The organism is Desulfuromonas soudanensis, assembly GCF_001278055.1.
GTDB classification, from domain to species: domain Bacteria; phylum Desulfobacterota; class Desulfuromonadia; order Desulfuromonadales; family WTL; genus Deferrimonas; species Deferrimonas soudanensis.
Genome location: NZ_CP010802.1, coordinates 1,725,879 through 1,752,107, shown reverse-complemented (window position 1 = coordinate 1,752,107; position 26,229 = coordinate 1,725,879). Strand labels below are relative to the sequence as shown.

The 26,229-nt window shown below is 54.7% G+C and carries 17 protein-coding genes and 1 other RNA gene; all 18 read right to left on the bottom strand.

Going from position 1 to position 26,229, the window contains the following annotated elements; translation table 11 throughout:
• Positions 1–175: 175 nt before the first annotated feature.
• The 18 genes from DSOUD_RS17810 to DSOUD_RS07780 all read right to left on the bottom strand — a co-directional run bounded on the left by DSOUD_RS17810 (position 176) and on the right by DSOUD_RS07780 (position 26,119).
• Positions 176–1,003 carry a hypothetical protein gene (locus DSOUD_RS17810; RefSeq protein ID WP_082351143.1) on the bottom strand — a complete coding sequence of 276 codons (828 nt, stop codon included), beginning with the start codon at positions 1,001–1,003 and terminating at the stop codon, positions 176–178.
• 30 nt (positions 1,004–1,033) lie between these two features.
• Entirely contained in the window at positions 1,034–1,720 is a 687-nt protein-coding gene (locus DSOUD_RS18415; protein WP_157671803.1) for a hypothetical protein, read from the bottom strand.
• 479 nt (positions 1,721–2,199) lie between these two features.
• Positions 2,200–5,340: a type I restriction endonuclease subunit R gene (locus tag DSOUD_RS07835; RefSeq protein ID WP_053550490.1), complete on the bottom strand. Its 3,141-nt coding sequence runs from the start codon at positions 5,338–5,340 to the stop codon at positions 2,200–2,202.
• 3 nt (positions 5,341–5,343) lie between these two features.
• Entirely contained in the window at positions 5,344–6,360 is a 1,017-nt protein-coding gene (locus DSOUD_RS17805) for an SIR2 family protein (protein WP_082351142.1), read from the bottom strand.
• Positions 6,361–6,369: 9 nt separating this feature from the next.
• On the bottom strand, positions 6,370–7,779 hold the full coding sequence (locus DSOUD_RS07830; RefSeq protein WP_082351141.1) for a restriction endonuclease subunit S: 1,410 nt from the start codon (positions 7,777–7,779) through the stop codon (positions 6,370–6,372).
• The gene (locus DSOUD_RS07825; RefSeq protein WP_053550488.1) at positions 7,769–9,421 is read right to left on the bottom strand and encodes a class I SAM-dependent DNA methyltransferase; all 1,653 of its coding nucleotides are present in this window, start codon (positions 9,419–9,421) and stop codon (positions 7,769–7,771) included. Before DSOUD_RS07825 ends, DSOUD_RS07830 begins: the two co-directional genes overlap by 11 nt.
• 62 nt (positions 9,422–9,483) lie before the next feature.
• A complete protein-coding gene (locus DSOUD_RS17800) occupies positions 9,484–11,307 on the bottom strand; it encodes a tetratricopeptide repeat protein (RefSeq protein WP_082351140.1) in 1,824 nt (607 codons plus the stop codon).
• Positions 11,301–12,476 carry a protein kinase domain-containing protein gene (locus tag DSOUD_RS17795; RefSeq protein ID WP_082351139.1) on the bottom strand — a complete coding sequence of 392 codons (1,176 nt, stop codon included), beginning with the start codon at positions 12,474–12,476 and terminating at the stop codon, positions 11,301–11,303. The genes DSOUD_RS17800 and DSOUD_RS17795 overlap by 7 nt, the downstream gene beginning before the upstream one ends.
• A 131-nt stretch (positions 12,477–12,607) precedes the next feature.
• On the bottom strand, positions 12,608–13,777 hold the full coding sequence (locus tag DSOUD_RS07820; RefSeq protein ID WP_053549677.1) for an IS4 family transposase: 1,170 nt from the start codon (positions 13,775–13,777) through the stop codon (positions 12,608–12,610).
• Between the two features lie 495 nt (positions 13,778–14,272).
• Positions 14,273–14,628, bottom strand: a transfer-messenger RNA (tmRNA) gene (gene ssrA / locus DSOUD_RS17790).
• A 103-nt stretch (positions 14,629–14,731) separates the two neighbouring features.
• Positions 14,732–15,190, bottom strand: a complete 459-nt coding sequence (gene smpB / locus DSOUD_RS07815; protein WP_053550487.1) for an SsrA-binding protein SmpB — start codon at positions 15,188–15,190, stop codon at positions 14,732–14,734.
• On the bottom strand, positions 15,180–15,656 hold the full coding sequence (locus DSOUD_RS07810; protein ID WP_053550486.1) for a SoxR reducing system RseC family protein: 477 nt from the start codon (positions 15,654–15,656) through the stop codon (positions 15,180–15,182). Before DSOUD_RS07810 ends, smpB begins: the two co-directional genes overlap by 11 nt.
• A 110-nt stretch (positions 15,657–15,766) precedes the next feature.
• Entirely contained in the window at positions 15,767–17,032 is a 1,266-nt protein-coding gene (locus DSOUD_RS07805) for an amidohydrolase family protein (protein WP_053550485.1), read from the bottom strand.
• A gap of 13 nt (positions 17,033–17,045) precedes the next feature.
• Positions 17,046–18,725, bottom strand: a complete 1,680-nt coding sequence (gene panP / locus DSOUD_RS07800) for a pyridoxal-dependent aspartate 1-decarboxylase PanP (RefSeq protein WP_053550484.1) — start codon at positions 18,723–18,725, stop codon at positions 17,046–17,048.
• A 5-nt stretch (positions 18,726–18,730) separates the two neighbouring features.
• On the bottom strand, positions 18,731–19,582 hold the full coding sequence (panC, locus tag DSOUD_RS07795) for a pantoate--beta-alanine ligase (RefSeq protein WP_053550483.1): 852 nt from the start codon (positions 19,580–19,582) through the stop codon (positions 18,731–18,733).
• 15 nt (positions 19,583–19,597) lie between these two features.
• Entirely contained in the window at positions 19,598–20,401 is an 804-nt protein-coding gene (panB, locus tag DSOUD_RS07790) for a 3-methyl-2-oxobutanoate hydroxymethyltransferase (protein WP_053550482.1), read from the bottom strand.
• Between the two features lie 334 nt (positions 20,402–20,735).
• Positions 20,736–21,308 (bottom strand): flavin reductase family protein, encoded by a 573-nt coding sequence (locus tag DSOUD_RS07785; protein ID WP_053550481.1) that lies wholly within the window; start codon positions 21,306–21,308, stop codon positions 20,736–20,738.
• A 26-nt stretch (positions 21,309–21,334) separates the two neighbouring features.
• On the bottom strand, positions 21,335–26,119 hold the full coding sequence (locus tag DSOUD_RS07780; RefSeq protein ID WP_053550480.1) for an NAD-glutamate dehydrogenase domain-containing protein: 4,785 nt from the start codon (positions 26,117–26,119) through the stop codon (positions 21,335–21,337).
• Between the last annotated feature and the right edge of the window lie 110 nt (positions 26,120–26,229).

Here is a 26,229-nt window from a genome sequence, read left to right as displayed (position 1 = left end):
CTTGGTCCGACCCCCAAGCCCCCTTCCACGCCTCCATGAAATTTCCACTGGATATTTGCCAAAGAGAGCCAGCGGTATCCTTCTTAATGGCACCCTCAACTTCATTCGGAAAGATTGTCAGGAAGTCCAAACCCGTAAGCGTCTAGATCTCATCTGCGGAGGTAATGTAATAAACCTAGGTATTGATACTATCAATACCAAGAAAATCTTCAATAGATTCAAACCTTTCAAATCTGAATGGATAAATAGATATGGCTTCACCATTCTGCAAATCGACTAATTCACCCATGCTCTTCCAAAATTTCAAGCTAACACCAACCCTTTTCCTGATACCATCCTCGTCAATTAAAATATCATCAATCAAACCATGTGGTAAAAGTGCTAAATTTAAATTTCTTATCTCTGAGAAAACATCAATATGTGCTTGGTGGTTTCCATCAATACCTATTGAAGCGAAACCTGACCCATATCTTATAAACTTGTTATTCCTTTCATCATAAATAACATCGCAAATAATGCTATCAATGTGCTCTTTTTCTTTTTCTATTGCTTTATTATGTATTCTTATTTGTTCGCCTGCCAAAACTACATTAAGAACAGATTCGGCAACAAATTTTTCTAAAACATAACTTGCCTTCTTTTCAAATATCTTTTCACCATCATCCACGATCGACAAATATTTTATTCCAGTACTTTCAAAATATCCTACCAATTTCAACAGCGATTGCTTGCAAACACTTCCAATAACGCAACACTTAAGCACACCAACACTATTAATGCAGTACACCTTACAGTTGTATGTCCTATACAGCAATTCTATAGTATCTTCACCACTTTCATCCACCAGACCAAATGACGATTGATTATGAACTAAGCCTGCCGAAAATTTGTCAACATGATCATATCCATCGTCATCATCACCATAACCTTCCCTAGAACTATAGTAAGCATCATTATTGGGATTAAGCTGGTTTGAGCGATTATCATCGTCATGCTTAGCCATAACTACCTCCACTTTAAAGTTCCACAAAACCTACAGATGTTGCATCATTTTGACACCATAAGGCGAGAAAATATTTACAAACTTAATTATTATCACAACCAACCCCATAGCATATGGAAGGTATGACTCAAAAAAATATTTTGTATGCAGGGAAGCTTTAATGTTTGATATAAGTAGAGACTTAAGATGTGACATAATCGGAACATCCACTATCAAATCATCTGGGTAAATATTTTGATGGAACGCATGACCAGGTTCTTGCGAAAGCACAAGGTTTCGCTTAAATCGCACTTCAATCTTTCTACCACCAGACTTAATGACTCTCGAATCTTCAATTATATAATTAGTACCTCGATCTGCTTTAAAATAGTCCCTACATAATGTTTCTTGATTTGCAATAAATGACTCATCAACTAAGTTTTTAAATAAAATTCTTTTATACTCTGAATAACAATATTCAAATTCTGATGATTTTTTTACAATTTTAAAATAATAGAAATACATTATACCGAAATAAAAAAACATTCCCCAAAGCCAAAATGTGATCATATTTGGGTTGTCAATAATCAACTCATTCCCAAAAATATTTACTTTTTCAATCCTAACCTGGGATAATTCTACAAACAAAACAACCAAAGATGAAAGCAGGAAATATCGCCTCTTTTTAAGAAACAATTCTCTTATTGCAAGCCAATCATCATCATTTTTATCAAACATGCTTAACCTCGATTGAAATTAAATACTTTAGAAAAACTCAAGATCATTAACACCTCAGCGAACCAACCACGTAAGTTCAGTTTCTATCCTTTGACAAGACATGTTCCAAATGTCAAATTTTCCACTCAAGATGCCACAAGCCTTTGGGGTTGGGAATTTGCGCTTGGATTGGGTGATCTTATGGTCCGAGGGAACGTTCTTTATATTCTAAGTTTCTTTTCTTTATCAACATCGTAAAGTTTCTGGTGTGTACGCCTCCAGACTAGGGAAGCATTCATTTTTCCAGAGTCCAGGCGGAAAAATTCTGGGTGCTCCTCAAAAATGATTCTCCAGTAGTCCGCATTCGATGACTAGCCACTGATTCGGTCAGCCCAACCCTTAAATTGAGCTTGTAAAACTTGTAAGTTCCCATAACCTGAATCGCAGCTATAACATCCGCAAGCCTATTCAAGTCACTTAAATATGGCGAATTTGTCATCTCAAGCCCACCCCGCGCATAAAACTTCTGCCTGCTTCAGGACCAACTCCACCGCATCATCCTGCTTGTCCGGCGGATACTTCCACTTCCGTAGCGTCCGGCGAACAAGGTTGCGTAATTTAGCCCGCACACTCTCCCGTACCTGCCAGTCGACCGAAGTGCTGTTGCGCAGCTTCTCGGTGATTTCCACCGCGATCTGCTTGAGGATTTCGTCGCCCAGTTCGCGCACGGCGCTTTCGTTGTTGGCCAGGGCGTCGTAGAAAGCCACCTCGTCGGGATTGAGGCCGAGAGCCTCGTCGCGTTTGAGGGCCTGCTGGAAGTCCTTGGCCATCTGGATCAGCTCTTCGATCACCTGGGCGGTTTCGATGGCGCGGGCGTGGTAGCGGCCCAGGGTCGCCAGCAGGCGGTCGCCGAATTTCATCTCCAGCACCACGTTGTTGCGGGTGCGCGCCTTGATGGCGTCGCGCAGCAGTTTCTCCAGAAGTTCCAGTGCCAGGTTGCGCTGCGGCATGTTGCGCACGTCGTCGAGAAATTCGTCGGAGAGCAGAGCGATGTTCGGCTTGTCGAGGCCGGCCAGGGCGAAGATGTCGGCCACCCCTTCGGCGATGACGGCATTATCGAGAATCTGTTTGAGGGCCGAGTTTTTGTCCTCTTCGAGGCGCTTTTTGTCGACGGTGGTGTATTTGACGATGGCGGCCTTGATTGCCGAGAAGAAGGCGATCTCCATACGCAGCGGCGCGGCTTCGTCGAGGGTACCGCAGAGCGAGAAGGCTTTGGTAATCGCCGCCATCACGTCGAGGAAGCGTTTTTTGCCATCCTTGAGTCCGAGAACATGGTTGGCCGCCAGCACCAGAATCTGATGGGCCCGGATCTTATAGTCGCTGTAGTCGAAGCCGTGAAACAGGCCGCGCACCACGTCGATTTTTTCCAGCAGGATCGCCAGTGCCTCTTCGGCCTTGAGGGTCGGCGTCCCCTTCCCTTGTGAGGTGGCGTAGATCTTCAGCGCCTGCTTCAGTTCGTTGGCGATACCGATGTAATCGACCACCAGCCCGCCCGGCTTGTCCTTGAAGACCCGGTTGACGCGGGCGATGGCCTGCATCAGATTGTGACCGCGCATCGGCTTGTCGACATACATAGTGTGGCAACTCGGGCAATCGAAACCGGTCAGCCACATGTCGCGCACGATCACCAGCTGGAGCGGGTCCTTGGCATCCTTGAAGCGCTTCTCCAGCCGCTTCTTGGTCTGCTTGTTGTGGATGTGCGGCTGCAGCAGCGGCCGGTCGGCAGCGGAGCCGGTCATGACGATCTTGATCGCCCCCTTCTCAGGGTCGGCGTCGTGCCACTCGGGCCGGAGCTTGATGATCTCGTTGTAAAGATGCACGCAGATCTCCCGGCTCATGGCGACGATCATCCCCTTCCCTTCGACCAGCGCCGTGCGCTCCTCGAAGTGCCGCACCAGATCCTCGGCAACCTGCCGCAAACGTGGTTCGGCCCCGACCAGTTTCTCCAGCGCCGCCCATTTGCTTTTGGTGCGTTCGCGCAGGCTGACGTCCTCCTCGTCCTCGATGACCTCTTCGACGTCTTCGTTCAGCTCCTCGATCGCCGCCTTGTTGATGTCGAGCTTGGCCAGGCGGGATTCGTAGTAGATCGGCACCGTCGCGCCGTCTTCCACCGCATCCTGAATGTCGTAGATGCTAATGTAATCGCCGAACACCGCCCGGGTGTCTTTGTCTTCGAGGGAGATCGGCGTGCCGGTAAAGCCGATAAACGAAGCGTTTGGGATGGCGTCGCGCATGTGCTTGGCGTAGCCGTAGATGTATTGGCCGGTTTTGGTGTCGAGCTTGGCCTTGAAGCCGTACTGGCTGCGGTGCGCCTCGTCGCTGATAACGACGATGTTGGAACGATTGCTCAGGACCGGATGGGCGTCTTCGTCGCCGAGCAGGGAGAATTTCTGCACTGTGGTAAAGATTATGCCCCCTGATTGCCGCGACTCCAGCAACTCACGCAAGTCGTCACGACTGTCGGCCTGCACCGGTGTTTGCCGCAGCAGCTCCTTTGCATTGCTGAAAGTGGCAAAGAGCTGGCCGTCGAGATCGTTGCGGTCGGTTACCACGACGATGGTCGGATTGTTCATCTCCGGCTGCTGCAGCAGCTTGCCGGCGTAACAGCACATGGTGATGCTCTTGCCCGACCCCTGCGTATGCCACACCACCCCTGCCTTGCGCGAACCGGGCTGCACTTCTTTGCCCCAGGTAGCGCGCTGGTCGGAAATATCCTCTCTCGATGTCGGTGCCGAAGCGATCAGCGTCACCCGCACCGCCTCGCGCACGGCGTGAAACTGATGATAGCCGGCGATCTTCTTAATGGTGTTGCCGTCGTCCTGCTCGAAGAGGATGAAGTAGCGCAGGTAGTCGAGGAGCAGTTCGCGGTCGAAAAACCCTTTCACGACCTTCTCCAGCTCGTATTCGAGTAGCGGCTTGTCGTCTTCGTTGCGGATGGTGCGCCAGGGGAGAAAGCGTTCCTTGTTGGCGGTCAACGAACCGACCCGCGCCGTCAGCCCGTCGGAGAGGACCAGGGCGGCGTTGCAGACGAAGAGATCGCCGATCTCGTCCTTGTAAGTCTGCAGCTGGTTGTAGGCGCTCCAGACATCGGCGTTGGCATCGGCGGGGTTTTTCAGTTCGATCACCGAGATCGGCAGGCCGTTGATGAAGACAACGATATCGGGGCGGCGCAGTTGCTTGCTCCCCTGCACAGTAAACTGGTTGACGACCAGAAACTGGTTCTTCTCGACATTGTGGAAGTCGATCAGCTGCACATGGTCGGCTTTGATTTCGTCGCCGTCGCGGTATTCGACCGGAACCCCTTCAAGGAGCAGCTTGTGGAAGGCGCGGTTGTTGTGGATAAGCACCGGGGATTCGGGCTTGGTGACTGTCAGGGCGGCTTCTTCGAGAGTGTCGAGGGGGAGGTGCGGGTTGATCTTTTGTAGGGCGGTGATCAGACGACCAGTCAAAACAACTTGAAGGTAGTCGCTGCGCTCCGGGGTGTCACCGTCGGGGGCGATGTTGGGGCCGTAGGCGTAGGTGTAGCCGCAGGCGTGGAACCAGTCGAGACAGAGTTGTTCGAGTTGGTCTTCGGTAAACATGGATTAATCCTCTAACAACTTCAAACATATAGATTCGATTGATTCTTCGTGATCATTCTCGGGGTACCAAATGGGAAATATATTTGCTGCCGCCAATGACTTTTTTCTAGCTACACGGTCATCGTCGTCTTTCAATTCCAAAATTGCATAGTGCCTCGGGAGCGTCGTTGCACCATATTTACTGACAACTTCAATCATTGATTTAATCGTACGATCAACAGTTAGGCTACACCCGACAAACAATAATGACTTTCCGAAAAGTACACGATTAAAAAATATCTCTACCGAAGCACCGTCAGCGTATGCAGCGTCATATTCACGCTTCAAAAGAACCCGGTCTTCAGCTTGATCACATTCACCATGAAGCTTAAGAAGCATTCTACTCCCAGCGGCCATTAACCGTACACATTCAGCTAGGCTTCGCCCATATTTGATTGTATCAAAACCTTGCTGAAATCCCTTATATGCTCGTTCGATTAATCTGTCATAGTTAGTTGTAATAACGGAACTACCAGGATAAAGCAGTGGTAAATAATGGATGGCTCCAATTAGGTCTTTTTCTGAAGAAAATACGGATTCCATGTTTTCATTAAAAAGAGCAGCGCCTAAATCATCATGTAGTAATTGTGCCGCCAGCTCGTATTCACCCTTTTGCAAAAGCTCGGTTAGAACATCTCCTCTCACATGCGATTCGGCGCAAGTTTGGTAGAGAAATTTTGTCCATCCTGGATAACCACATTGGATTGAAATACCCGCACCAACAAAAGGTATTGATCCACCAGCCTTGTAAGTCCTTTTGAGGCGCTCAAATCTTGGGGCGTTATCGAACTGCGAGATTATTTCATCTGCTTTCTCCAGTAATCGTAACCGCCGTTGTTCAAGCCAATCAGCAAAAGCCATATCGTAAGTAGTCGGCTCCAGTTCGCCTAAAATACGACTCCGGTCGAACGGGTAACCGACTATTTCGACAGCACCTTCGCTGTTCAGTTCTTCGTCATATTTTTTCTTAAGAAAGTCCATATTGTTGTCTCAAACGCCCTTGTAAAAAGGCGCTTCACCCGAAATAAGTTTAGGCAATAGAGAATCGCGCAAATCGATTAAAGTTTGAGATTGAGACGAATTTTCATAAATTTTCTCAAACAACGGGCTAGCTATACGATTGAAAAAATCCCAGATTTGATTTTGAGAGTTACGAGAAGGAACAACTACTTGAATTTTTTTTAGATCAGATACATTCAAATATGGCAATGCTGTTCCGTTTGCAAAAACAGTGAAATCAATCGAACTAAGGAGTAAGTACAAATAACATGACATCGACTCGCCGCCACATGGAGCAGCAGACATCATATTGTTATCGACAATGGTTGGCACTCTTAACAACCGTCTGCGATTGGATAATAGTGCAACCCCAATCTTAGCGAAAACCGTTGCTCCACTCGGATGTAATTTAGAATTCATCGCTTTCCGCTGAGGTTCAAATATATAGTTTTGTGCAGATCGGATGAAAATCTCATTCCCTTCAAGGTTCATGTCACTAACTTTTATAAATGGATACTCCCCCTCGGATTGACCTTGGTGTTCAGGCTTGAAAGCCGACCCAGCCGCGAATTGACAAAGTGCAGACAACTCTTGATGCTCCCACCCCACCGGAATCAACCCCAACTCCGACTCCACCAGCTCATCGGGAAACAGGGCGGCGGTTGCGGCGAGTTGTTGGTATTGCTCGGGGGGGAGTTGGTCGAGTTCGGGCTCAAGTTTGTACCCATTCGGGCATAAACCGCTGATGGCGCACATGGCGGCGCGCTCGGGGTCGCGGCCTGCGGCTTTGGCTTCGATCTTGGCTTTGACCGGCTCGAAATCGACAAACCAGTTTTTGAAGATGGTCTGGGCGATCTGTTCGAGGGTTTGGTTGATTTGGCGGTTGAGTTCGATTTTGTCGTCTATTGCCCCAATAGAATTTGCAATTTCATCTTGGACCTCTCTTGGAGGCAGGGCCAACTCCATTGTCCGAAAATCATCTCTACGGACAAACTCTCTGGCCGCACCCGATGCCCACGCTAAGAGGTCTTTTGATTTATGTGTGAATACATAATAGAGATAGCGTTGATTGACTTTGTCATCTTTCGCCCTGACCACCCACATATTTTGATTGAGCAGCGCAGGCAAATCAGATTCTTTGACGATACCTGTTTTGCCTAGCGTTGCCCCCACCATAACGAAAAGCGTATCCCATGGCTGCAAGGCAAATCTTTCGTACTCTTTTGATTTTTCTTCTGATACGAAAGTTGCGCCATTCCGAGTGATTCGTCCGCTACCGTCAATATTTACTGTCCTGAGAACAAAGCGGCCAGAATCAGTATATTCTTCGCTTTTAAAGGCATAACCACCTTTTAATTCTGCAACATCCTGCAGTTGAACTGTGGGCCACTCAGCACTCATAGCCCAACCCCGCCAAATTCCGCTTAATCTCACCTTCCAACTCGCTACTCCGCGCAAACTGCTCCTGCAACTGCGCCGTCAACCGCGCCATCTTCTCGGCAAAAGGTTCGCCATCCTCCACCTCATCCGCCGCACCGACATAACGCCCCGGCGTCAACACGAAGTCGTGCTTCTTGATCTCCTCCAGCGTCGCCGAGCAGCAGAAGCCGGCTTCGTCGGCGTATCCCTCTCCCTTTTGCCAAGCATGAAACACCCCGGCGACCCTTTGAATATCCTCCGACTTGAAATCGCGCAGCACGCGGTCTTTCATGTAGCCGAGGTTGCGGGCATCGATGAAGAGCACCTTGCCGGAACGGTCGGCCAGCGTCCCCCGCGCCTTCTTGTTGCGGGTGAGAAACCAGATACAGGCGGGAATCTGGGTGTTGGTGAAGAGCTGCCCCGGCAGGGCGACCATGCACTCGACCAGATCGTTCTCCACCAGCGCCCGGCGGATATCCCCCTCGGTGTTGGTGTTGGAACTCATCGAACCGTTGGCCAGCAGCAGGCCCAGAGAGCCGCCCGGTGCCAGGTGGTAGAGCATGTGCTGCAGCCAGGCGAAGTTGGCGTTGCCGGAAGGCGGCTTGCCGTACTGCCAGCGCGGATCGTCGTCGGCAACGCCGGTGTCCCACTCCTTCATGTTGAAGGGGGGATTGGCCATGACAAAGTCGGCGCGCAGGTCGAGGTGCTGATCGTTGGTGAAGGTGTTGGCCGGTTCCTTGCCGAAGTTGAAGTCGAGGCCGCGGATGACCATGTTCATGGCGGCGAGCTGCCAGGTGGTGTGGTTGTACTCCTGCCCATAGATGGAGACGTTGCCGAGCTTGCCGCCGTGTTCCTTGATGAACTGCTCGCTCTGCACGAAGAAGCCGCCTGAACCCATAGCCGGGTCGTAGACACGCCCGGAAAAGGGCTGGAGCATCTCGACGATCAGGGTGACGATCGACTTGGGGGTGTAGAACTGGCCGCCCTTCTTCCCTTCGGCGAGGGCGAACTGGCCGAGGAAGTATTCGTAGACGTGGCCGAGGATGTCCTTGGCCTGCAGTGATTCATGGACAAAGGGGATGGTGGCGATCAGGTCGATGAGCTCGCCGAGCTTGGCCTGGTCGATCTGCAGGCGGCCGTACTGCTTGTTGAGCACCCCTTTGAGCTTGGGGTTGTCCTTCTCGATCGCCTCTAACGCATCGTCGATCAGGCGGCCGACGCTGCGGATGGTGTAGACGCTCTCCTTGCCGTTCTTGATGACGATCTCGCTGCCGGGCGGCAGCTTGGAGTTGTTCTGCAGAGTCTCCCAACGCGCCAGTTGCGGCACCCAGAAGACGTTCTTCTCGGTGTAGTAGTCGCGGATCTCCAGCTCGGCGGCAATCTCGGCCTGGTATTCTGCGTCGGAATCGTAGTCGCCGGGGTTGAGGTAGTAGTCGTGATCTTCGTTCTGAAACTGAGCGATCAACTCCTGACGGCGAATGTCGAAGGCGTCGGAGACGTACTTGACGAAAAAGAGACCGAGGACCGCATGCTTGTACTGCGCCGCATCGAGGGTGGAGCGCAGCTTGTCGGCGGCGGTCCAGAGCTTTTTTTCGAGGTCCTGCAGAAACTTCTGGGCTGACATCTAAATCTCCAATATTTAAGCCAAAATGTTTTTACCGTTGGATTTGCCTTCTGCGATTTAATTCAAGTTAATCCTTTATCCGAAATGAGTTTAAGAAATATGTTACCTTCTTCAGCAGCATATTTGTATCCACTTTTTTCTTTAACTGCTTTTTGAAAAGATTCCTTAGCTTTTTTAAAGTCATTTCTATTTAGGTATATCTTACCAAGTTCCAAAAACATTCGTTGTCTAATTTTAGTCTTAAATTCTCTGTTTTTAGTAAGAGAAATAGCAGATTGGTAAAATTCTAGTCCCTTTTCAATTTCACCCCTCTTCATTTTATATAGGCCAAAGGTAGCCGTACAAAAAGGGTCTTTATTTAAATAAGGAATAATATTATTTACCAAAATTTTAGCAGATGACATGTCATCAAAAAAAAGATATCCAAACATTAGGTTATTTACGACCATCATTTTCCGATCAGGATTAATATCCTCACCTATAATAATGGCGGCTAGGTGTTTTGAATATTTGTAAAATTCATCTTTATTACTATTGACTGCAGTTGACAAATATAACTTTGACACAATGATTGGAATGGCATTATTTATGTCCTTAAATCGTGAACCCACATATTTATCAATGAACTCAGTTGCCTTATGATATTTGGACATTGATTCAAGTGCTATTAAATATTGAATACATATTTCAGAAAATATTTCTTCTTTAATTTTTATACCTTCACTTTTAATACAATCATCAACAATATCAACAACTTTAGATGGATGTTTAATTTCATTTAGAAGAATAGTCAAATTAAGAAGAGGAACTGAGATATCCTTTCCTTTATCCAAAGAATAATTTACAGCATTAACTAAATAGGATAAAGATTTTTTCAGATCTCCCAACTTCCAAGTCACTAAACCTATATTATTTAAATTAGATGGTTCAGAAGATAATTCGGTGAGTTTACCCAAGGCAATCTTGGCCTTCTTGTATTTTTTCCCATAAAAATATGATCGAGCCAACCTTTCCCAACCATACTCAGAACTTTCGTTAAATTTTACAAAAAACTCTAATTGTGGAATACAAGCCTCATATTTCTTTTCCCTAAATAATAAATCTGAATAAAGTACAATAGCGTTTTCGTTAAGTGGATTTAGTTCAATCGATCTTCTTAATTCTGCAATTGCCTTTTTTACATTACCTAAAGTAAGGTGAGATACCGCGAGATTAGCGTGCAAAGAAGAAGAATCCTTCCTAGTCTCACAAGCAATCCTGAAACTTCTTATAGCTTTCTCACATTCACCGTTACTTAAATAGAGTGCACCTAAAAACATTTGAACCCTGGAATCACTAGGGTCTATCTTTAGGGCGCTTTCTAGGTAGTTCGTAGCAAGCTCCATATTGTTATTTTTAAATTTCAAGTAAGCTAATTTGAGATTACAGAGAATGTCCGATTCATCTATGCCTTCCAGCACAGATTCAGCATCTCCCAACCTACCATCGTGAAGAAAAATATCTGACAATTGATGCTTTAAGTTATTTGATTTTTTGACTTGAATTATGCTTTCAATTTCTCTTATAGCGACATTGCTCTTCCCGGATGCAAATGCTAGGCTCGACAACTTGCCTATGAATGAGGTTGAATCTTTGAATTTTTCATATTTTTTCTTAACCACCTCAAATTCATCTGAAAATATACTTTCAAAATCAAAGGGATCATTTGATGCGATTTCGAGGACAGAAAAATTTGTAGTTGCTGAACATGTCTGATTATTCAACTTAGTCAAGGACCTGAATCCAAAAGAAAAAGACATATCCGCATCATCACCTACGACAACTTCTATTTCTCTTTCTTTTGTCTGGATTTCTTTTCTATTTGAAGATATTTGTTGGATTAACATTCTAACCCCCTATGATGCAGTAAATACCTATTCAGTTTTTCATTCTTTTTTTGTATTTTAAGAATTTTATTTCTTTTTATTTCATCTTTCCTAGCCAGTATTCTTTGCTGATCTTTTTCATTCATAATAACACTAATTGATTTATTTATAACGACACGAATTGACTCAAAATCACTAAGTCTATTATTGAAATCAAAAGCACACAATCTTTGTTGTAAATTAATAATCATATCTATTATCGATCTCTCGGCACTACACCCCCCCCCTTGGAAGTGTGGATACCGCACCATCCTTTTTATTCGGTTAATATTTTCATTCCAAGATTTTATTTTTTCTTCACGAGAGGAATATTTATTTAATTCATATGCCATTGCATTTAATGCCAAACGAAAATTTGGATTTTTATCAAGCTCAACAAAATACATCCTCTCATTAAACAACTCGTACAAAATACATCCCAATGCATAAAAATCAGTATATTTTGCTATCTCCCTGTCCCCAGAAAACCCTAGAAATGCCTCCGGTGCTGAATACATATTGGCGCCTACGTGAAACCCTACACCATATTCATCCAATATTTTTGCAGAATCATATCGAGCTGCAGTACCAAAATCTATAACATATACAATTCTATTTTCTAAAACACCTCTTGACCGCATATTATCAGGCTTCAAATCTCTGTGAAAAATATGTTTTCTATGTATTGCTTCAACTGAGTTAACTATTTGCCTAAATAGGACCAATTTTTCTAACGTTGAATTACTTTCTTCTGAAAAAAAATATTCGTCGATATCGTTTTCTATATACTCCGTTACAAAGTAATCGCAAGGAACTTTAAATGGAGAAGATCCAGGAACATTTACCATAATATTGAATCTACAAAGTTCTTCTACCAACTGAAGGCATCTTGGAACATCTTTAATAACTTTTAATATCCTAGGCTCTCTTTTAAAGCAGTTAATCCGGTAATCATTAGCAAGTGAATCTGGGTCCATAAATTTAATTACAACATCTTTGCCTGTTTGTTTATCCTTAGCCGCAAACACAATAGAAAAATAACCTCTCTTCGGCTGGCCCGAAGGAGGGGGATAATTTAAACATTTAATGTTGATGAATCGGCTATTGAGCTCAGCACCCAGCAAACTTTCTATCAGGAAATCCGCAATCATAGCAGCCACCTTCCCCTCATTATTTCCTACCCAAATAAGAAACTTTAGCAAAAAACTACCATCATAGGGGACATCCTTGATATTCTAAGTTTCCGTATCTGAAGAAAACATCTCTGATCACTACTGTCCGGTTAATAGCCGAATAAATTCAGCTGGTTATAATCTTGGGTGTCTGGAATCTGCTTGAGCGCTTCCGCAACCAACGATGAAATGGGCTTTTTCTCGAACAGATTGACCTCCAGGATCTGCAAAAAAGTGTAGAGAGTACATTTGATGCTAAGCTGCCTTTTAGCGATCGCCACAAGTAGATATATGCAAAGAGCTACCCATATCTGGCTCTTGACCGCATTGATAGAAGTCCCGTAGAACGCTTTTATTCGTAGATGCTGTTTGATCCACTTGAAGAATAGCTCCACTTGCCAGCGCTGTTTATAGATGTCTGCAACCGTTGTGGCTCCAATTTCAAAGTGGTTGGTGAGGAATACAAGCCGCTTGTTTCGCTCTTTATCAACATAACTGACCCGGCGCAATCTCTCCGGGTAACCCTTTTTCGATTTCTGGGTGACCAAGGCAATCACTTGGTCGGCTCGGACGCCGGCCTCCTTGTCCTTGGGCAAAGAGTACAACCGCTGGTAGCGTAGGTTGTCCTTGGCCCGCACCACGAAGAAGGCGCCCTGTCGGTGAATGGCATAGAGCCGGGCAAAATCTACGTAGCCGCGGTCCATCGTGTAGATGGCCTCTTCGGTGACGGGCATTTCGTCAAGCATCTTGACGTCATGTACTTTGCCGGTTGTCACGGCCACAAACGTGGGGATGATGCCGCGCAAGTCAATGAGCGTGTGCATCTTGACCGCTGCCTTGGTCGTGCGAAACTCGGCCCACGGAAACAGGGTGAGGCAGAGGTCAATGGTCGTCGAGTCAAAGGCGAACAGTGGCTGCTTCAACTCGATGGCCAAGGGCTCATCCCGGTACAGCTGCTGTGCCATGCCGATCAGGACTTGGCCGAAATCCTGAAAAATGCGCCAATCCCGGCGCTCGTTGGCGTCGGCAAGGGTGGAGCGGGAGACAGCGCCACGAAATCCGATGTGGTAGAGCTTCTCCCGATGAGAGTTCAGGCACGTTTCGATATCCCTCAAGCTCTCGCGACCCGATAGCTGGGCATAAGCCAGGCACAGGAACTGGTCAAATGCAGTAAAGCTTTTGGCCCGGTACTCGCCGCGATACCGTCGGGCACAGAGGTTGAACTCGTGACGCGGGAGAAACTGAAGTAGCTGTCTGAAAACGGTCTGGCCAGCGTTCATGGATGCCCTCCTGAAGTGTCAGGAAGATATCACTCGCGGGCGGGGTGAAGCGATTTCAAATCGAGAAAAGAACAGTTGAGCCAAAGTACTATAATTTTCAGTAGGTTATCGACGTACATTCAAAGTTAACCGGACAGTAGTGATCTCTGATATTTAAGTTTTCAGCTTCTCCCCCAAGCATTAAAATTGTAAACCCCAGGGTAAAAGCCTTCTTGCCAGCAATCCGCCAACCATGAGGACTAAAAAGGCCCTCTAACTCCTCTCGAACACACCCCACTAACCTCTTGATTCCACTAAATAAAAATGAAGCCTCAAAATACCCTTCCCGCCCTCTTATGTCAAATTCTTAATCTGCTCCGCCAGTTCAAAAACACTTCCCCAAGAGACATGACAGAGAAACCTGAAAATCGACCAGGCCCCCTTTGACCGAGAATAGAAAAAGCCCCGATTTCTCGGGGCCTTTTCTATCTTTCCGGACTGTGCCGGACTATCAAATGGTGGAGGTGGCGGGAATCGAACCCGCGTCCGAACGTCTTTCACTTAAGGCTTCTACATGTTTAGACTGTGTTTTGGATTTAACCCGTCAAGGCTCCCGCAGTCAGGATATTTGACAGACGATCCTGCTTTGATTTCGCTTCTGAGCCACAGGCGCTCACAGAAGCTATCCCACTAAATTGACGTCTCAAGTTCACGCGGGAGATGAATCCCAAGACGCAGCAGCAATTAAGCTGCTAGTGCGTAACGAACGTCAGTATCGGCGTTTGTATTGTTGTCAGTTTTTTTACGAGGCCCACTGACATCCTCGACATGCCACCTTAGCTTCCAACCTCCGTCGAAACCTTGGCACCCCCATAGGATTCGTCGTTCATTTCGCAGCGCCTTGACCCGGCTGCCGGGTTTTTAATTCTTTGGATATTATGCCACATCGCCCCCAAAAAACCAAGGGACACTTTTCTAGTCCCGGCTGTGATCGCGGACGGCCCGGGCCATCTCCCGGTCGGCCTGTTTCCCCTTGAGGGTCTCGCGTTTGTCGTGCAGCTTCTTCCCCTTGCCGACGCCGATCTCGAGTTTGACCCGGCTGTCCTTGAAGTAGATCTTGGTCGGGACAATGGTCAGCCCCTTCTCGTCGACCTTGCGAATCAGCTTGTCGATTTCGCTGCGGTGCAAAAGGAGCTTGCGCACCCGGGTCGGGTCCTGGTTCTCGCGGTTCCCCTGCTCGTAGGGGCTGATGTTCATGTTGTTGATGAACACCTCGTTCCCCTTGATGCGGCAGAAGGACTCCTTGAGATTAACCTTCCCCAGGCGCAACGACTTGACCTCGGTTCCGGTCAGGACCAGACCGGCCTCGAAGACGTCGTCGATGAAATAGTCGTGAAAGGCCTTTTTGTTGCTGGCGATGAGTTTAATGCCCATTTTTCAATTCTTCGGGATAGACCTCATCCTCGTTGAGGATGGAGTGAATGCGCGGCATGAATGTCTCCTTGGCGATGGCCCGGCTGCCGACGCGGATGGTCAGAAACGATCCGACCAGAAAAGCGACGCCGATGATGGCGGAGAGGAGGTTCGGGTCGGGGCCCTCCGGCATCTTCTCGCCGACCAGAAGGCCGAGAACGGCACCGAGAAGAAGGGCCAGCAGCGGCACGATATAGAGCACGAAGGAGGATTGGAGGAAATTTTTGGTGCTGGTCACGATCCTGACGCGGTCGCCGATCCGGGCGTCCAGGGTATTGAAGGCCTCGACGGTGCGCGCGCGGCTGTCGTCGCCGATGTGGCACACCTCCATGGAGGCGCAGTGGCCGCAGGCGCTGCTCTTCTGGCAGAGGACCAGGGCCACCTGTTTGCCTCTGAGTTCGACGACGGTTCCGACTTCTTCCAGCATGATTGCCCTTGTTCGAGAATCTGCAACGGTTCGATGGTCCCCTGACCGCCCCCCGGGAGTTCACGAAGCGGCGCCCCTTTCTTGAAGCAGGGGGGATTATAAAGGATCGGCTACCCCTTTTGCAACACATCCCTGCCGTCGAGGTAGAGAGAGGCGACCTCGGCGCTTCGCCCCTCTTCGCAGAGAAAATCGGTGAGGGTCGCCAGGGAGGGGAGCGCACCGGGGCGCAGGAGCTGAAAGTGGCACCCCATCCCGGGGTGCAGGGCGCCCATCTCCCCGTCGAGCCCGAGGACGGCGGCGCCGTTGCGCGTCGCCATGGCCAGGAGGGTCTGGCCGTCGAGATCGTCGCCGAACCACTGGCGGGCGAAGGAGAGCTCGTCCCAGAGGGAGAGCGAATCGTTGCTGGCCAGGCTGTCGGTCCCCAGGGCCAGGGTCACTCCGGCGGAGAGGAGATCGGCCACGGGCGCGCGGCCGACCCCGAGGCGGGCGTTGGAGCGGGGGCAGAGGACGACCGGCGTTTTTGTCCGGGCCAGGCGCCGGGCGTCGTCGGCTGTGACCTGCACGCCGTGGGCGAGAAGGGGTCGGTCGGCCAGGGCGCCGTGCTCTTCGAGATAGGCGACGGGGGTGCGATGCGGGGCCGGCGGCACCATCTCAGCCCAGCCGACATGGGGATAGAGAATTTCGGCGATGGCCCCCTTCCCTTCGGCGAGAAAGGTCCGTTCTTCTGCGGACTCGCCGAGATGGATGGCCGCCGGCACCCTTCGCCTGCGGGCGAAATCAAAGGCCTCTTCGAGATAGGAAGCGCTCAGGGTGTAGGGGGAATGGGGGGAGAGCCCGAGCTGCAGGGAACCGGATGTCTGCTCGTCGAGAAGGGTGCCGATACTTTCGAGAATCTTGCGATTGCGCTCCGGGTCGAAGCCGAGGGTCTCGAAAAAGAGCCGCCCCTTGAGGGGAGACGAGCGGTGAGCCGCCCGGGCCGGAAACCAGGAGAGGATGTCGCCGACGGCGCCGGTTCCGGCGGCCAGGGAGAGGCGGATCCCCTCCTCGAGGGCGCCGAGGTAGCGATCGGGCTCGACCCGGCGCTTGATGCGGATCACCTGCAGGATCCAGTCGACGAAGGTCGCAGGAGACGTCGTCTCCCCCATCTCTTTGGCCCAGCGGGGGAAGTGGCTCAGCTCAAGATGGGTGTGGGCGTTGGCCATCGGCGGCAGGAGGATGGCGTCGCCGAAATCGACCACCGAGGCATCGGGGTGGGTCACGGCCAGGGCGCGGCGGGGACCGACGGCGGCGATGCGCCCGTTTTTCACGAGGAGGGCGCCGTCCTGCAGCGGCGGGGCGTCGATGGGGAGAAGAAAACGCGCGCAGAAGAGCTTCACGGCCGCTCCCGCCTCACCTCGCCCCGGCGCAGGCCGGAGCGGTCGGACCATCCTCGATCTCGGCGCAGAGGGCATCGACCTGCAGCATCAGCTCGCGGATCTCCGGGTGTTGGACGATCCGGCACTGCTCTTCGAGCACGCTGGCAAGGATCTCGTCGGTGGTCAGGGGGTTGGCGAGAACGACGCGCAAAACGGTGAGCTCCTGGCCGTAGGGAGCCAGGCGCAGACGGGTGCGGGAGACGAAGGTCTTGCCGGCCTCGCGCTCCTCCTTCTGCAGCAGCAGATTGACCTGATCGAGCAGGGCGTTGAGGTGCGTCCGCTGCAGGGACGTCGCCAGGACCAGCTTCTGCTGCACGGCCTGCGGGCAGTAGCGGTAGGTCAGGATGTTGAGCTCCGGGACGCTGGTGAGCTCGAAATCGGGGTGCTGCCGGATCATGGCGGCGAAGGTTTTGGCCCGGGCGATCCCCAGATCGATGAGGAGCTCGTACCCCTTGCGGCCGATGATCGAGAGCCCGGCGTGGACGAGCATCGCCTTCCCCGGCCGCGACCCTTCGAGGGTGTGGCTCCCCAGGTCCTTGGAGCCGTGACGGAGGATGTAGGCGGCGTGATGCTCGATGGCCGAAAGGGCCGTGGGGTCCTTGAAGACGACCATTCCCGCCCCCATGGGGACGTAGAGCTGTTTGTGGGCGTCGATGGTCACCGAGTCGGCCCGTTCGATCCCCGAGAGGAGGGAGCGGTGGCGGTCGGAGAAGAGGGTCGGCCCCCCCCAGGCGGCGTCGACATGAAAATGACAACCGAACTCCGCGGCGAGATCGGCCATGGCCGCGAGGGGATCGACGTTCCCCGTTTCGGTGGTGCCGGCGATGCCGACCAGGGCCAGGGGGCGGATGTTTTCCTCCTGCAGCCGCAAAAACTCAGCCCGCAGAAGCTTGAGATCGATGCGGTTGTCGTCGTCGGTGTCGATGAGCACCAGGTTGTCCCGCCCGAGTCCGAGCAGGTCGGCGGCCTTGCCGAGGGAATAGTGCCCCCGCCGGGAGACGAGGACGGCGAGGCCGTCGCACCCCAGGTGCTTCAGGGATCGCACCAGCCCTTCCTGGGCGATGCCGCGGAAATCTCCCGCCGGTGCGAAGAGGCGGTTGCGGGCGACCCACAGTGCCGTGACGTTGGCGATCGTCCCGCCGGAGCAGAAGGCTCCGAGGGCGTGCCGGCTGTCGTGGATCCAGCGGGCGTAGAAGGTGTCGCCCCCCCGGTAGACGAGGCGGTGGAGCATGGCGAGGACCTGGCGCTCCATCGGCGTGAAGGCCTTGGAGGTCTCCACCTTGACGAGATTCTGGTTGAGGGCCGTCATGATCCTTGAGAGGGGGAGCATGAAGTAGGGGAGCGCCGAAGTCATGTGGCCGATAAAGCCGGGAGCCGCCGTATGGACCGACTGGGCGACCAGGTTCTCCTTGACGAACTCGGTGTACTCGGAGACGAAGGTCGGCTCTTCGGGGATGGCGGTGTTGAAGAAGTCGGCCTCGATATCCTCGAGGCTCCGCTCGAGGGCGACGATGTGGGTCTGGAGAAAGCCGGCGACGTCCCTGCTGATCGCCTCATCGATCTCCCCGAGGGTCGAATCGGGGGCCTCGGGAACCGTGAAAATGCGGTAGAGGTTTTCCAGATTGGCGCGAGCCACGTCCCGGTGCTTCGGCATGATCGTCAGTCCCTGGAGAAAAGAAGCGCGTTGTCGAGGAGGCGGGTTTTGCCGATGAAGACCGCCATGAGGAGGACCGAGTCGGCATCGAGCCGCTCCTGCTCCTGCAGCGTCTGCTGATGGCAGATCTGCAGGTAGTCGATCCGCGCCTCCGCCTGCTCTTCGATCAGGGCGCGCAGAACCGCCAGGATCTCCCCGACGCTCTCCACCCCGCTGCGCGCCAGCTCCCTGGCCCTGGCGATCCCCCGCGACAGGACGAGCGCCTGCTGCCGTTGTCCGACAGAAAGATAGACGTTGCGGGAGCTCAGGGCCAGGCCGTCAGGCTCGCGGACGATCGGCATGCCGACGATCTCGACGGGGAGGTTGAGGTCGGCGCTCATGCAACGGATGACGGCAAGCTGCTGGAAATCCTTGCACCCGAAGAGGGCGACATCGGGCGCGACAATGTTGAAGAGCTTGGTTACGACCGTCGTCACCCCGCGGAAATGTCCGGGCCGGCTGGCACCGCAGAGGGTCTCGGTCAGCCCCTCGACGTCGACGTAAGTGGCGTAGCCGGCCGGATACATCTGCGGCGCTTCGGGAGCGAAGAGGACATCGACGCCGGCGCGGCGGGCGAGCTCGGCATCGGCGGCCAGATCTCGGGGGTAGGAGGCGAAATCCTCCCCGGCCCCGAACTGGGTCGGATTGACGAAGATGGAGAGGACGAGGAGGTCGCCGCGGCGCCGCCCCTCCTGCAGCAAGGAGAGATGGCCGGCGTGGAGAAACCCCATGGTCGGCACGAAGGCGATGCGCTCTCCCTTGAGCCTGGCGGCGCGAGAGCGCTCCTGCATGATCCGGATGTCGTTAATAATAATCATAAGGTCCGTGACTGATTACTTGAAGGAATGCTCTTCGTCGGGGAACTCCCCCCCCTTGACCTCGCGGATGTACTCTTCAATCCCGCTGCGGATCGTCTCCGAGACGTCGGCGTAGCGCTTGACGAACTTGGGGGAGTATTTTTCGCAGAGGCCGAGGATGTCGTGGATCACCAGGACCTGCCCGTCGCAGTGGACTCCGGCGCCGATGCCGATGGTCGGAATCGAGAGGGCGGCGGTGATCTCCCGGGCGAGCTCCATGGGGATCCCTTCGAGGACGACGGCAAAAGCCCCGGCGGCCTCGACGGCCAGGGCGTCGGTGAGGAGCTGACGCGCCTGCTCGGCCGCCTTCCCCTGCACCTTAAAGCCCCCCATGCGGTGGATCGACTGGGGGGTCAACCCGATATGGGCGACGACGGGGATATCCATGGCGACGATGGCCGCGATGGTTTCGGCGACGTTCTCCCCCCCTTCGAGCTTGACGGCCTGGGCTCCCCCCTCCTTGATGAGGCGCCCGGCGTTGAGGCGCGCTTCGCGCAGGTCGACCTGGTAGGAGAGAAAGGGCATATCGACGATCACCAGGGCGCGCGAGGTCCCCCGGACCACGGCGCGGGTGTGATAGATCATCTCCTCCATCGTCACCGGCAGGGTGTTGTCGTAGCCGGAGACGACGGAGCCGACGGAGTCGCCGACGAGGATCATGTCGATGCCGGCATCGTCCATCAGCCGGGCGAAGGGGAAGTCGTAGGCGGTCAGGACGGAAATCTTCTCCCCTTCGGCCTTCATGCGCTGAATATCGAGAATGGTCGTCTGTTTTTTCACTCGCGGACCTCTACCCTTTCCGTCGCCGTACCCCAAACAAAAGATGCCTTCCGGAACGGGTCCGAAAGGCATGCGTCGGGGCAAAAAAGGGGACAATGCTCCCTTTTTGCCTGCTGTCGCCTTCCGTCCCGGTCCGATGGATCCAGGCGGTATCGTGATGAATCGAAAAAAACCAGGCGGCTGCACTGCTCCGGTACCTGTCCCGGGCCGCCCGCAAGGCTTCTTTAAAAAAGCGTTTTATCGTATACCATGGGTTTTTCTTGCCTGTCCACCATTATTTCACAGCCGCAGCCGCCGTGACAACCGGCAAAATCGCCCCCTCGGGCGGTCGCTATCAGAAGAGTTTCTTCCCGGCCTGATAGGCGTCGGCGACCTTTTCCCCGAGACTCCAGTATTCACGGATTCCGCCGAGGTAGACGAGGGGATCGAAGGCCAGCGGGCTCATCTCCCCCTCGGGGTCAAAGGCCGCCTCGGCGGCGTGGATCTCGAGAATCTCGCCGAGGACCAGGCGGTAGTCCCCCAGTTCCAGCTCGCCGCAGTAGCGGCACTCGACGTTGAGTGGGGATTCGGCAATCAGGGGAGCGGCCACATGGACGGCGGCGGCGGCGCGCAGCCCGGTGACGGCGAGCTTGTCCTCGTCGCGCCCCGATTTGAGGCCGCAGAAGTCGGCTTCGACGGCGAGGCGCGAAGGGACCATGTTGACCACGAAGCAGCCGCTGGCGCGGATGTTCTCATAGGTCTTACGCCCCTGGTGCAGGGAAACGGCCATGGTCGGCGGTGTCTTGCTGACGATCCCCGTCCAGGTGGCCGTCATGATATCCGCGTCCCCTTCGGCATCGAGGGTCGAGATCAGGGTGGTCGGCTGGGGAAAGAAGGTCACACAGGGACCGAGGGTGCGTTTTTTCACTGTTGTCTCCTTGGAATATTTTCGATTCAGACGGGCCGTGCCGGTCCTCTGAAGGAGAGCATCCCTTCCAGGGTGCCGACGAGCACGGTGAAGGGGTGGTAATTGGCCGCCGGACCGGAGCGCAACCCCTCCTTGAGTCCCTGATAGAAGCGGACCGTTTTCCGCCGCGGGGCCAGATAGGCCTCGAGATTGCCGGCGCTCTCCCGGAAGACCGCCGCCGTCAGGGCGAAGCTGACCGCCGCCGTCCGCTCGACCAGAGCCTGATAGGCCATGCGGTCCCAGCGGTCGCCGATGCGCACGCGGGCAATCATGGTCCGGAGCTCGTCGATGCCGAGCCGCGTCTTCACCTCGCGACAGGTTTGCGCCACGGAATAGAGATCGTTTTCCGTCTCCCCGGCGAGGGTCATCAGGGGGAGGAACTCTTCGAGATGGGAGAGGGTCGTTAGTTTCAGCGCCGAATCGGCGGAAAAACCGAAGCCTTCCAGGGCCTCCGAGCGCTCCTTGCACCGCCCCCACTCCTCGTCGCCGAGAATTCCGCCGAGGATCCGCTGGTAGGCAAGGAGCTGGTGGCGATAGTCGTCGAGGACCGCGGCCCCCGGCATCAGACCGATCCCGTTCTTGAGCGCCCAGGAGGTCATGGCGCTCAGCGTCCCTTCCAGATCGAGGAGCAAATCGTACTGCTCGGCGGCCGGAAGGCGACCGTCGGCGGCGGAAATCCGGCGGCGCAGGTCGCTCCCCTCGAGAACCGCATCGAAGGCGAGATAGGCGGCGACGGCCTCCATGAGACTCCCCCCCGCTTTTCGCGCCAGAGTCGAGGCAAAGGGACTGCCGGCCTGGTTGATCACCCGGTTGGTGATCACCGTGGCGGTAATCTCCCGCGCCAGGGGGTGCCCGTCCAGATTTCCGGCAAAGCGGGAGGCAATCGGGGACGGAAAGTATCCGGCGAGGAGATCCCGAACCCCGTCCTCCTCGGGGAGGGTGCTCTCGAGGAGGGCCTGATAGATCTGCATCTTGGAGTAAGCCATGAGGATCGAGAGCTCGGGGCGGGTCAAGCGGCCCTGGGGGCGGGCCGCAACCTCCCTGGCGGTGGGGAGGTATTCACCGCGGCGGTCGAGGAGGCCGGCACCGGCGAGGCGGTCGGCGAGCTCGAGATAGACTTCCGTCTCCCGGCCGCTGCGGATCATATCGAGGGAGAGGCAGAGGCTCTGGCCGTAATTGTTGGCGAGGACGGCGGCGCAGACCTCGTCGGTGACGCTCTGCAGCAGCCGGTCCCGCTCGTCATCGGAGGTCACCTCCCCCGTCTCCCGCAGGTGCTGCATCAGGATCTTGAGGTTGACCTCATGGTCGGAACAATCGACCCCGCCGGAATTGTCGACGGCGTCGGTGTTGATCCGTCCCCCGGCCAGGGCGTATTCGATACGGCCGCGCTGGGTGAACCCGAGATTCCCCCCCTCCCCGACCACAAGGGCCCGCAGGCTGTTGCCGTCGACGCGCAGGGGATCGCTGGCCCGGTCGCCGACGTCTTCGTTCTTCTCATTGGACGCCTTGACGTAGGTACCGATCCCGCCGTTCCACAAAAGATCGACCTCGGCGGTCAGGAGGAGGCGGATCAGCCCCTGGGGATCCATCGATTCGTGGCGCACCCCGAGCCACTGGCGCACCTCGGCGGAGAGGGGGATGTCCTTGGCGCTGCGGGGATAAATCCCCCCCCCCTTGGAGAGGAGGCTGCGGTCGTAGTCGTCCCAGGAGGACCGGGGGAGAGCGAAGAGCCGCTGGCGCTCGGCAAAGGTCGTCGCCGGATCGGGGTCGGGGTCGAGAAAGATGTGGCGGTGGTCGAAGGCGCCCTTGAGACGAATCTGCCGGGAGAGGAGCATGCCGTTGCCGAAGACGTCGCCGCTCATGTCGCCGATGCCGACCACGGTGAAGGGCTCGGCCATGATGTCGCGGCCGAATTCGAAAAAGTGGCGCTTGACCGATTCCCAGGCGCCGCGGGCGGTGATTCCCAGCTCCTTGTGGTCGTAGCCGTGGGAGCCGCCGCTGGCAAAGGCGTCGCCGAGCCAGAAGCCGTATTCGGAGCTGATGGCGTTGGCGGTGTCGGAGAGATGGGCCGTCCCCTTGTCGGCGGCGACGACCAGATAGGGATCGACCTCGTCGTAGGCGACGACCCCTTCCGGGCGGATGACCTCGGCGCCGCGGCGATTGTCCGTCAGGTCGAGGAGGCCGCGCATCAGCTTCTGGTAGGCGGCCCGGGAGAGTTCTCCCCCCTCCTCGCGGGTGGCAAAGGGGGTCTTGACCACGAACCCTCCCTTGGAGCCGACGGGGACGATCAGGGCGTTCTTGGTCATCTGCGTCTTCATCAGGCCAAGAATCTCCGTGCGGAAATCGTCGGGGCGATCGGACCAGCGGATCCCCCCCCGGGCGACCTTGCCGCCGCGTAGGTGGATCCCCTCCATCTCGGCGGCGTGGACGTAGATCTCGAAGAGGGGGCGGGGGGCGGGCATCTCGATGATGCCGATGGCGCTGATCTTGAAGGCGAAGAAGTCATCGGGACCGCCGCGGCGCACGAAAAAGTTGGTGCGGACCGTAGAGTCGATGAGGTTGAAGAGGGTGCGCAGGATGTTGTCCTCGTTGACGTCGCCGACGCTCTCCAGGGCGGAGGCCAGCTCCAGGCGCAGGGGGGAGAGGGCCTGCTCTTCGCGGTCGGCGGCGGTGGGCCAGCGGGAATCGACCCGGAAGCGGTTTTCGAAGTAACGATAGAGGAGGAGCGCGACCCGGGGGTTGTTGATGAGGGCAAAGGCGACCCGCCGTTTGGTAAAAGGGGAGCCGAGCTGGAAGTAATAATTGCGGTAGCCGCGGAAGACGTCGATCTGTTCCCAGGTGAGGCCGGTGAGGAGCAGGAGGCGATTCAGGTAGTCGTTCTCCACGACCCGGCGGCGCAAGGCGCCGAGAGCTTCCAAGAGCGGCGGAGCCAGAGTGGAGAGGGTGCCGGCACCTCCCCCCTCGGGACCGCGGACCGCAAAGCTCTTGATATGAATCTCGGTACCTGCGACTGCCACAAGAAGATCGACCTCCTCGATGACACTGAGGTTGAGGTTTTCCAGGTACGGCATCAAGGCATTGAGGTTGTTTTTCTCCGTGGAGTAGAACTGCAGGCGGTAGTGGGACGTCTCCTGCCCGAGAGGCCCCCAGAGATCGAAGATCTCCTCCCTGGAGTTGAGAACCCGCTCGACGTTGAGGATATCGCGAAGAGCGAAGCGCGGGTGGGTCAGGGCGCGGTATTCCCGGGAAAAACTCCCCCGGTAGCGGCGGAAGAGGGCAAGGCCCTCCGTCTCGCCATGGCTGCGCTCCAGAAGGAGCTGCAGCTTGCTCTCCCAGGGGCGGGCAATCCGGGTCAGGGCGTTTTCGAGACGGGGGAGATCCCATTCCATTCCGGCGTCGCCGGGGATCAGGCTGGCATGCAGGCTCAGATAGTCGGAGGAGATGTGCACAATCCTCGAGGAGACCGCCGGGGCGCGGAAAAAACGCCGCAGGTGGGCCTCGATCCGCAGCAGGGTCTCATCGCTGAAGAAGTCCCGCGGCATGATCACCAGAAGCTTCACCCCCTGCACCGCCAGACTCCGTATCGCCACCACCCTGACGGCGTCGTGGCGATAGAGAAGGGTGAAGGAGCGCACCGTCTCCAGCAGGGCCGCAGGGGACATGAAAAACATTTCCGCCTTGGGAAAGCTGTTGACGATCTCGAGAATCTTCCGGTAGTCGTGGCACTCCCTGGGGACCGAGAGGCTGGCGAGGGCCCCTTCGATGCGGCGGCGCAGAGCCGGGACATGGCTGGCCCCCTCCTCGAGGGTGCGATCGGCAAAGAGACCGACAAAGACATGCTCGCGCCAGGCATCCCCTTCGAGGATTTCGCGCACGCCGATATAGACCAGGGGCTCGGCGCGGTGCACGGGACTTGAAACCGGCAGCTCCTCCACAACCACCGCCTCCTGCCGCAGGAGGAGCGCCTTGAAGGGAGGAGGATAATCCTGCAGGGGGAAGACTCCCGGTTCGGGAAAGGCGATGAGGTCATCGTCGAGACCGAGCCGGCCCTTGACCTCGCTGCCGACCTTCCCCCCTCCCCCTTCGACCTGGAACTGGCGACTGGCCAGGGGGATGAAGTTGCCGTCCGAGAGCCAGCGCCAAAAATCCCGATACCCGTCGCTGTCGACCATCCCCTCGAGGGCCTTGAACTGCCGCCGGAGGGCGTCCCGGTCGGAATGGGCCTGCAGGGCGGCGGCAAGGACGGTCTTGACCCTGGCCAGCAGCGCTGGGGCGGAGGCGGAGGCGAGCCCCTCGACCTTGATGATCATGAACGATTCATGGGGTCCGGTGCCGCCGACTTCGCCCAATTCGAGCAGGACCCCTTCCTTGCGCCGCACCCTGAGGATGGGGTGGGCCAGGACCTGAAAGCGCAGTTCGGCACCGGAGAGGACGTTCTGCAGCGAATCGAGGAGATAGGGGGCGTCGGGGGTATTGGTCAGCAGCAGGGCCCGGCTGCCGGTAGAGGTCGGGAAGGTCGCGACGGTCACGGCGTCGCGACGAAGGGCGATGAAATCGAGAAATCGGCCGAGCCAGGCGACGAGGTCCGGGGCCGGGTACATCTGGAGATAATAGAGGGGGGCGTGGGAACGCAGGATGCCGGAAAGGGACGTCAACAGCAGACGACGCTGCGGGTCGGGCTCGGCGGCAAGAAGAGAGAGGATTTCGCCGACCTTGTCTTCCAGCTCCTGCGGCCTGGCGGGATCGGTGCTGGGCGTGTCGATTCGTTTCATGGCGTCCCTTGGTGGAAAGAGGTGGCCCGCAAACGGCTGCCGGGGGTTCGGCACGAACGGTATCAGGTTAATTCATCGCGCTCCATTTGACAAGGATCGCCCTCCGGCCG

Bases quoted from the DNA above. Each gene is read 5' to 3' on its own strand.
- DSOUD_RS17795 (WP_082351139.1), bottom strand. From the start codon at position 12,476: ATGATTGCGGATTTCCTGATAGAAAGTTTGCTGGGTGCTGAGCTCAAT.
- DSOUD_RS07810 (WP_053550486.1), bottom strand. From the start codon at position 15,656: ATGCTGGAAGAAGTCGGAACCGTCGTCGAACTCAGAGGCAAACAGGTG.
- DSOUD_RS17800 (WP_082351140.1), bottom strand. From the start codon at position 11,307: ATGTTAATCCAACAAATATCTTCAAATAGAAAAGAAATCCAGACAAAA.
- DSOUD_RS07830 (WP_082351141.1), bottom strand. From the start codon at position 7,779: ATGAGTGCTGAGTGGCCCACAGTTCAACTGCAGGATGTTGCAGAATTA.
- panP (WP_053550484.1), bottom strand. From the start codon at position 18,725: ATGCCGAAGCACCGGGACGTGGCTCGCGCCAATCTGGAAAACCTCTAC.
- DSOUD_RS07825 (WP_053550488.1), bottom strand. From the start codon at position 9,421: ATGTCAGCCCAGAAGTTTCTGCAGGACCTCGAAAAAAAGCTCTGGACC.
- DSOUD_RS07820 (WP_053549677.1), bottom strand. From the start codon at position 13,777: ATGAACGCTGGCCAGACCGTTTTCAGACAGCTACTTCAGTTTCTCCCG.
- DSOUD_RS07780 (WP_053550480.1), bottom strand. From the start codon at position 26,119: ATGAAACGAATCGACACGCCCAGCACCGATCCCGCCAGGCCGCAGGAG.
- DSOUD_RS17805 (WP_082351142.1), bottom strand. From the start codon at position 6,360: ATGGACTTTCTTAAGAAAAAATATGACGAAGAACTGAACAGCGAAGGT.
- panC (WP_053550483.1), bottom strand. From the start codon at position 19,582: ATGATTATTATTAACGACATCCGGATCATGCAGGAGCGCTCTCGCGCC.
- DSOUD_RS17810 (WP_082351143.1), bottom strand. From the start codon at position 1,003: ATGGCTAAGCATGACGATGATAATCGCTCAAACCAGCTTAATCCCAAT.
- DSOUD_RS18415 (WP_157671803.1), bottom strand. From the start codon at position 1,720: ATGTTTGATAAAAATGATGATGATTGGCTTGCAATAAGAGAATTGTTT.
- DSOUD_RS07835 (WP_053550490.1), bottom strand. From the start codon at position 5,340: ATGTTTACCGAAGACCAACTCGAACAACTCTGTCTCGACTGGTTCCAC.
- smpB (WP_053550487.1), bottom strand. From the start codon at position 15,190: ATGGGCATTAAACTCATCGCCAGCAACAAAAAGGCCTTTCACGACTAT.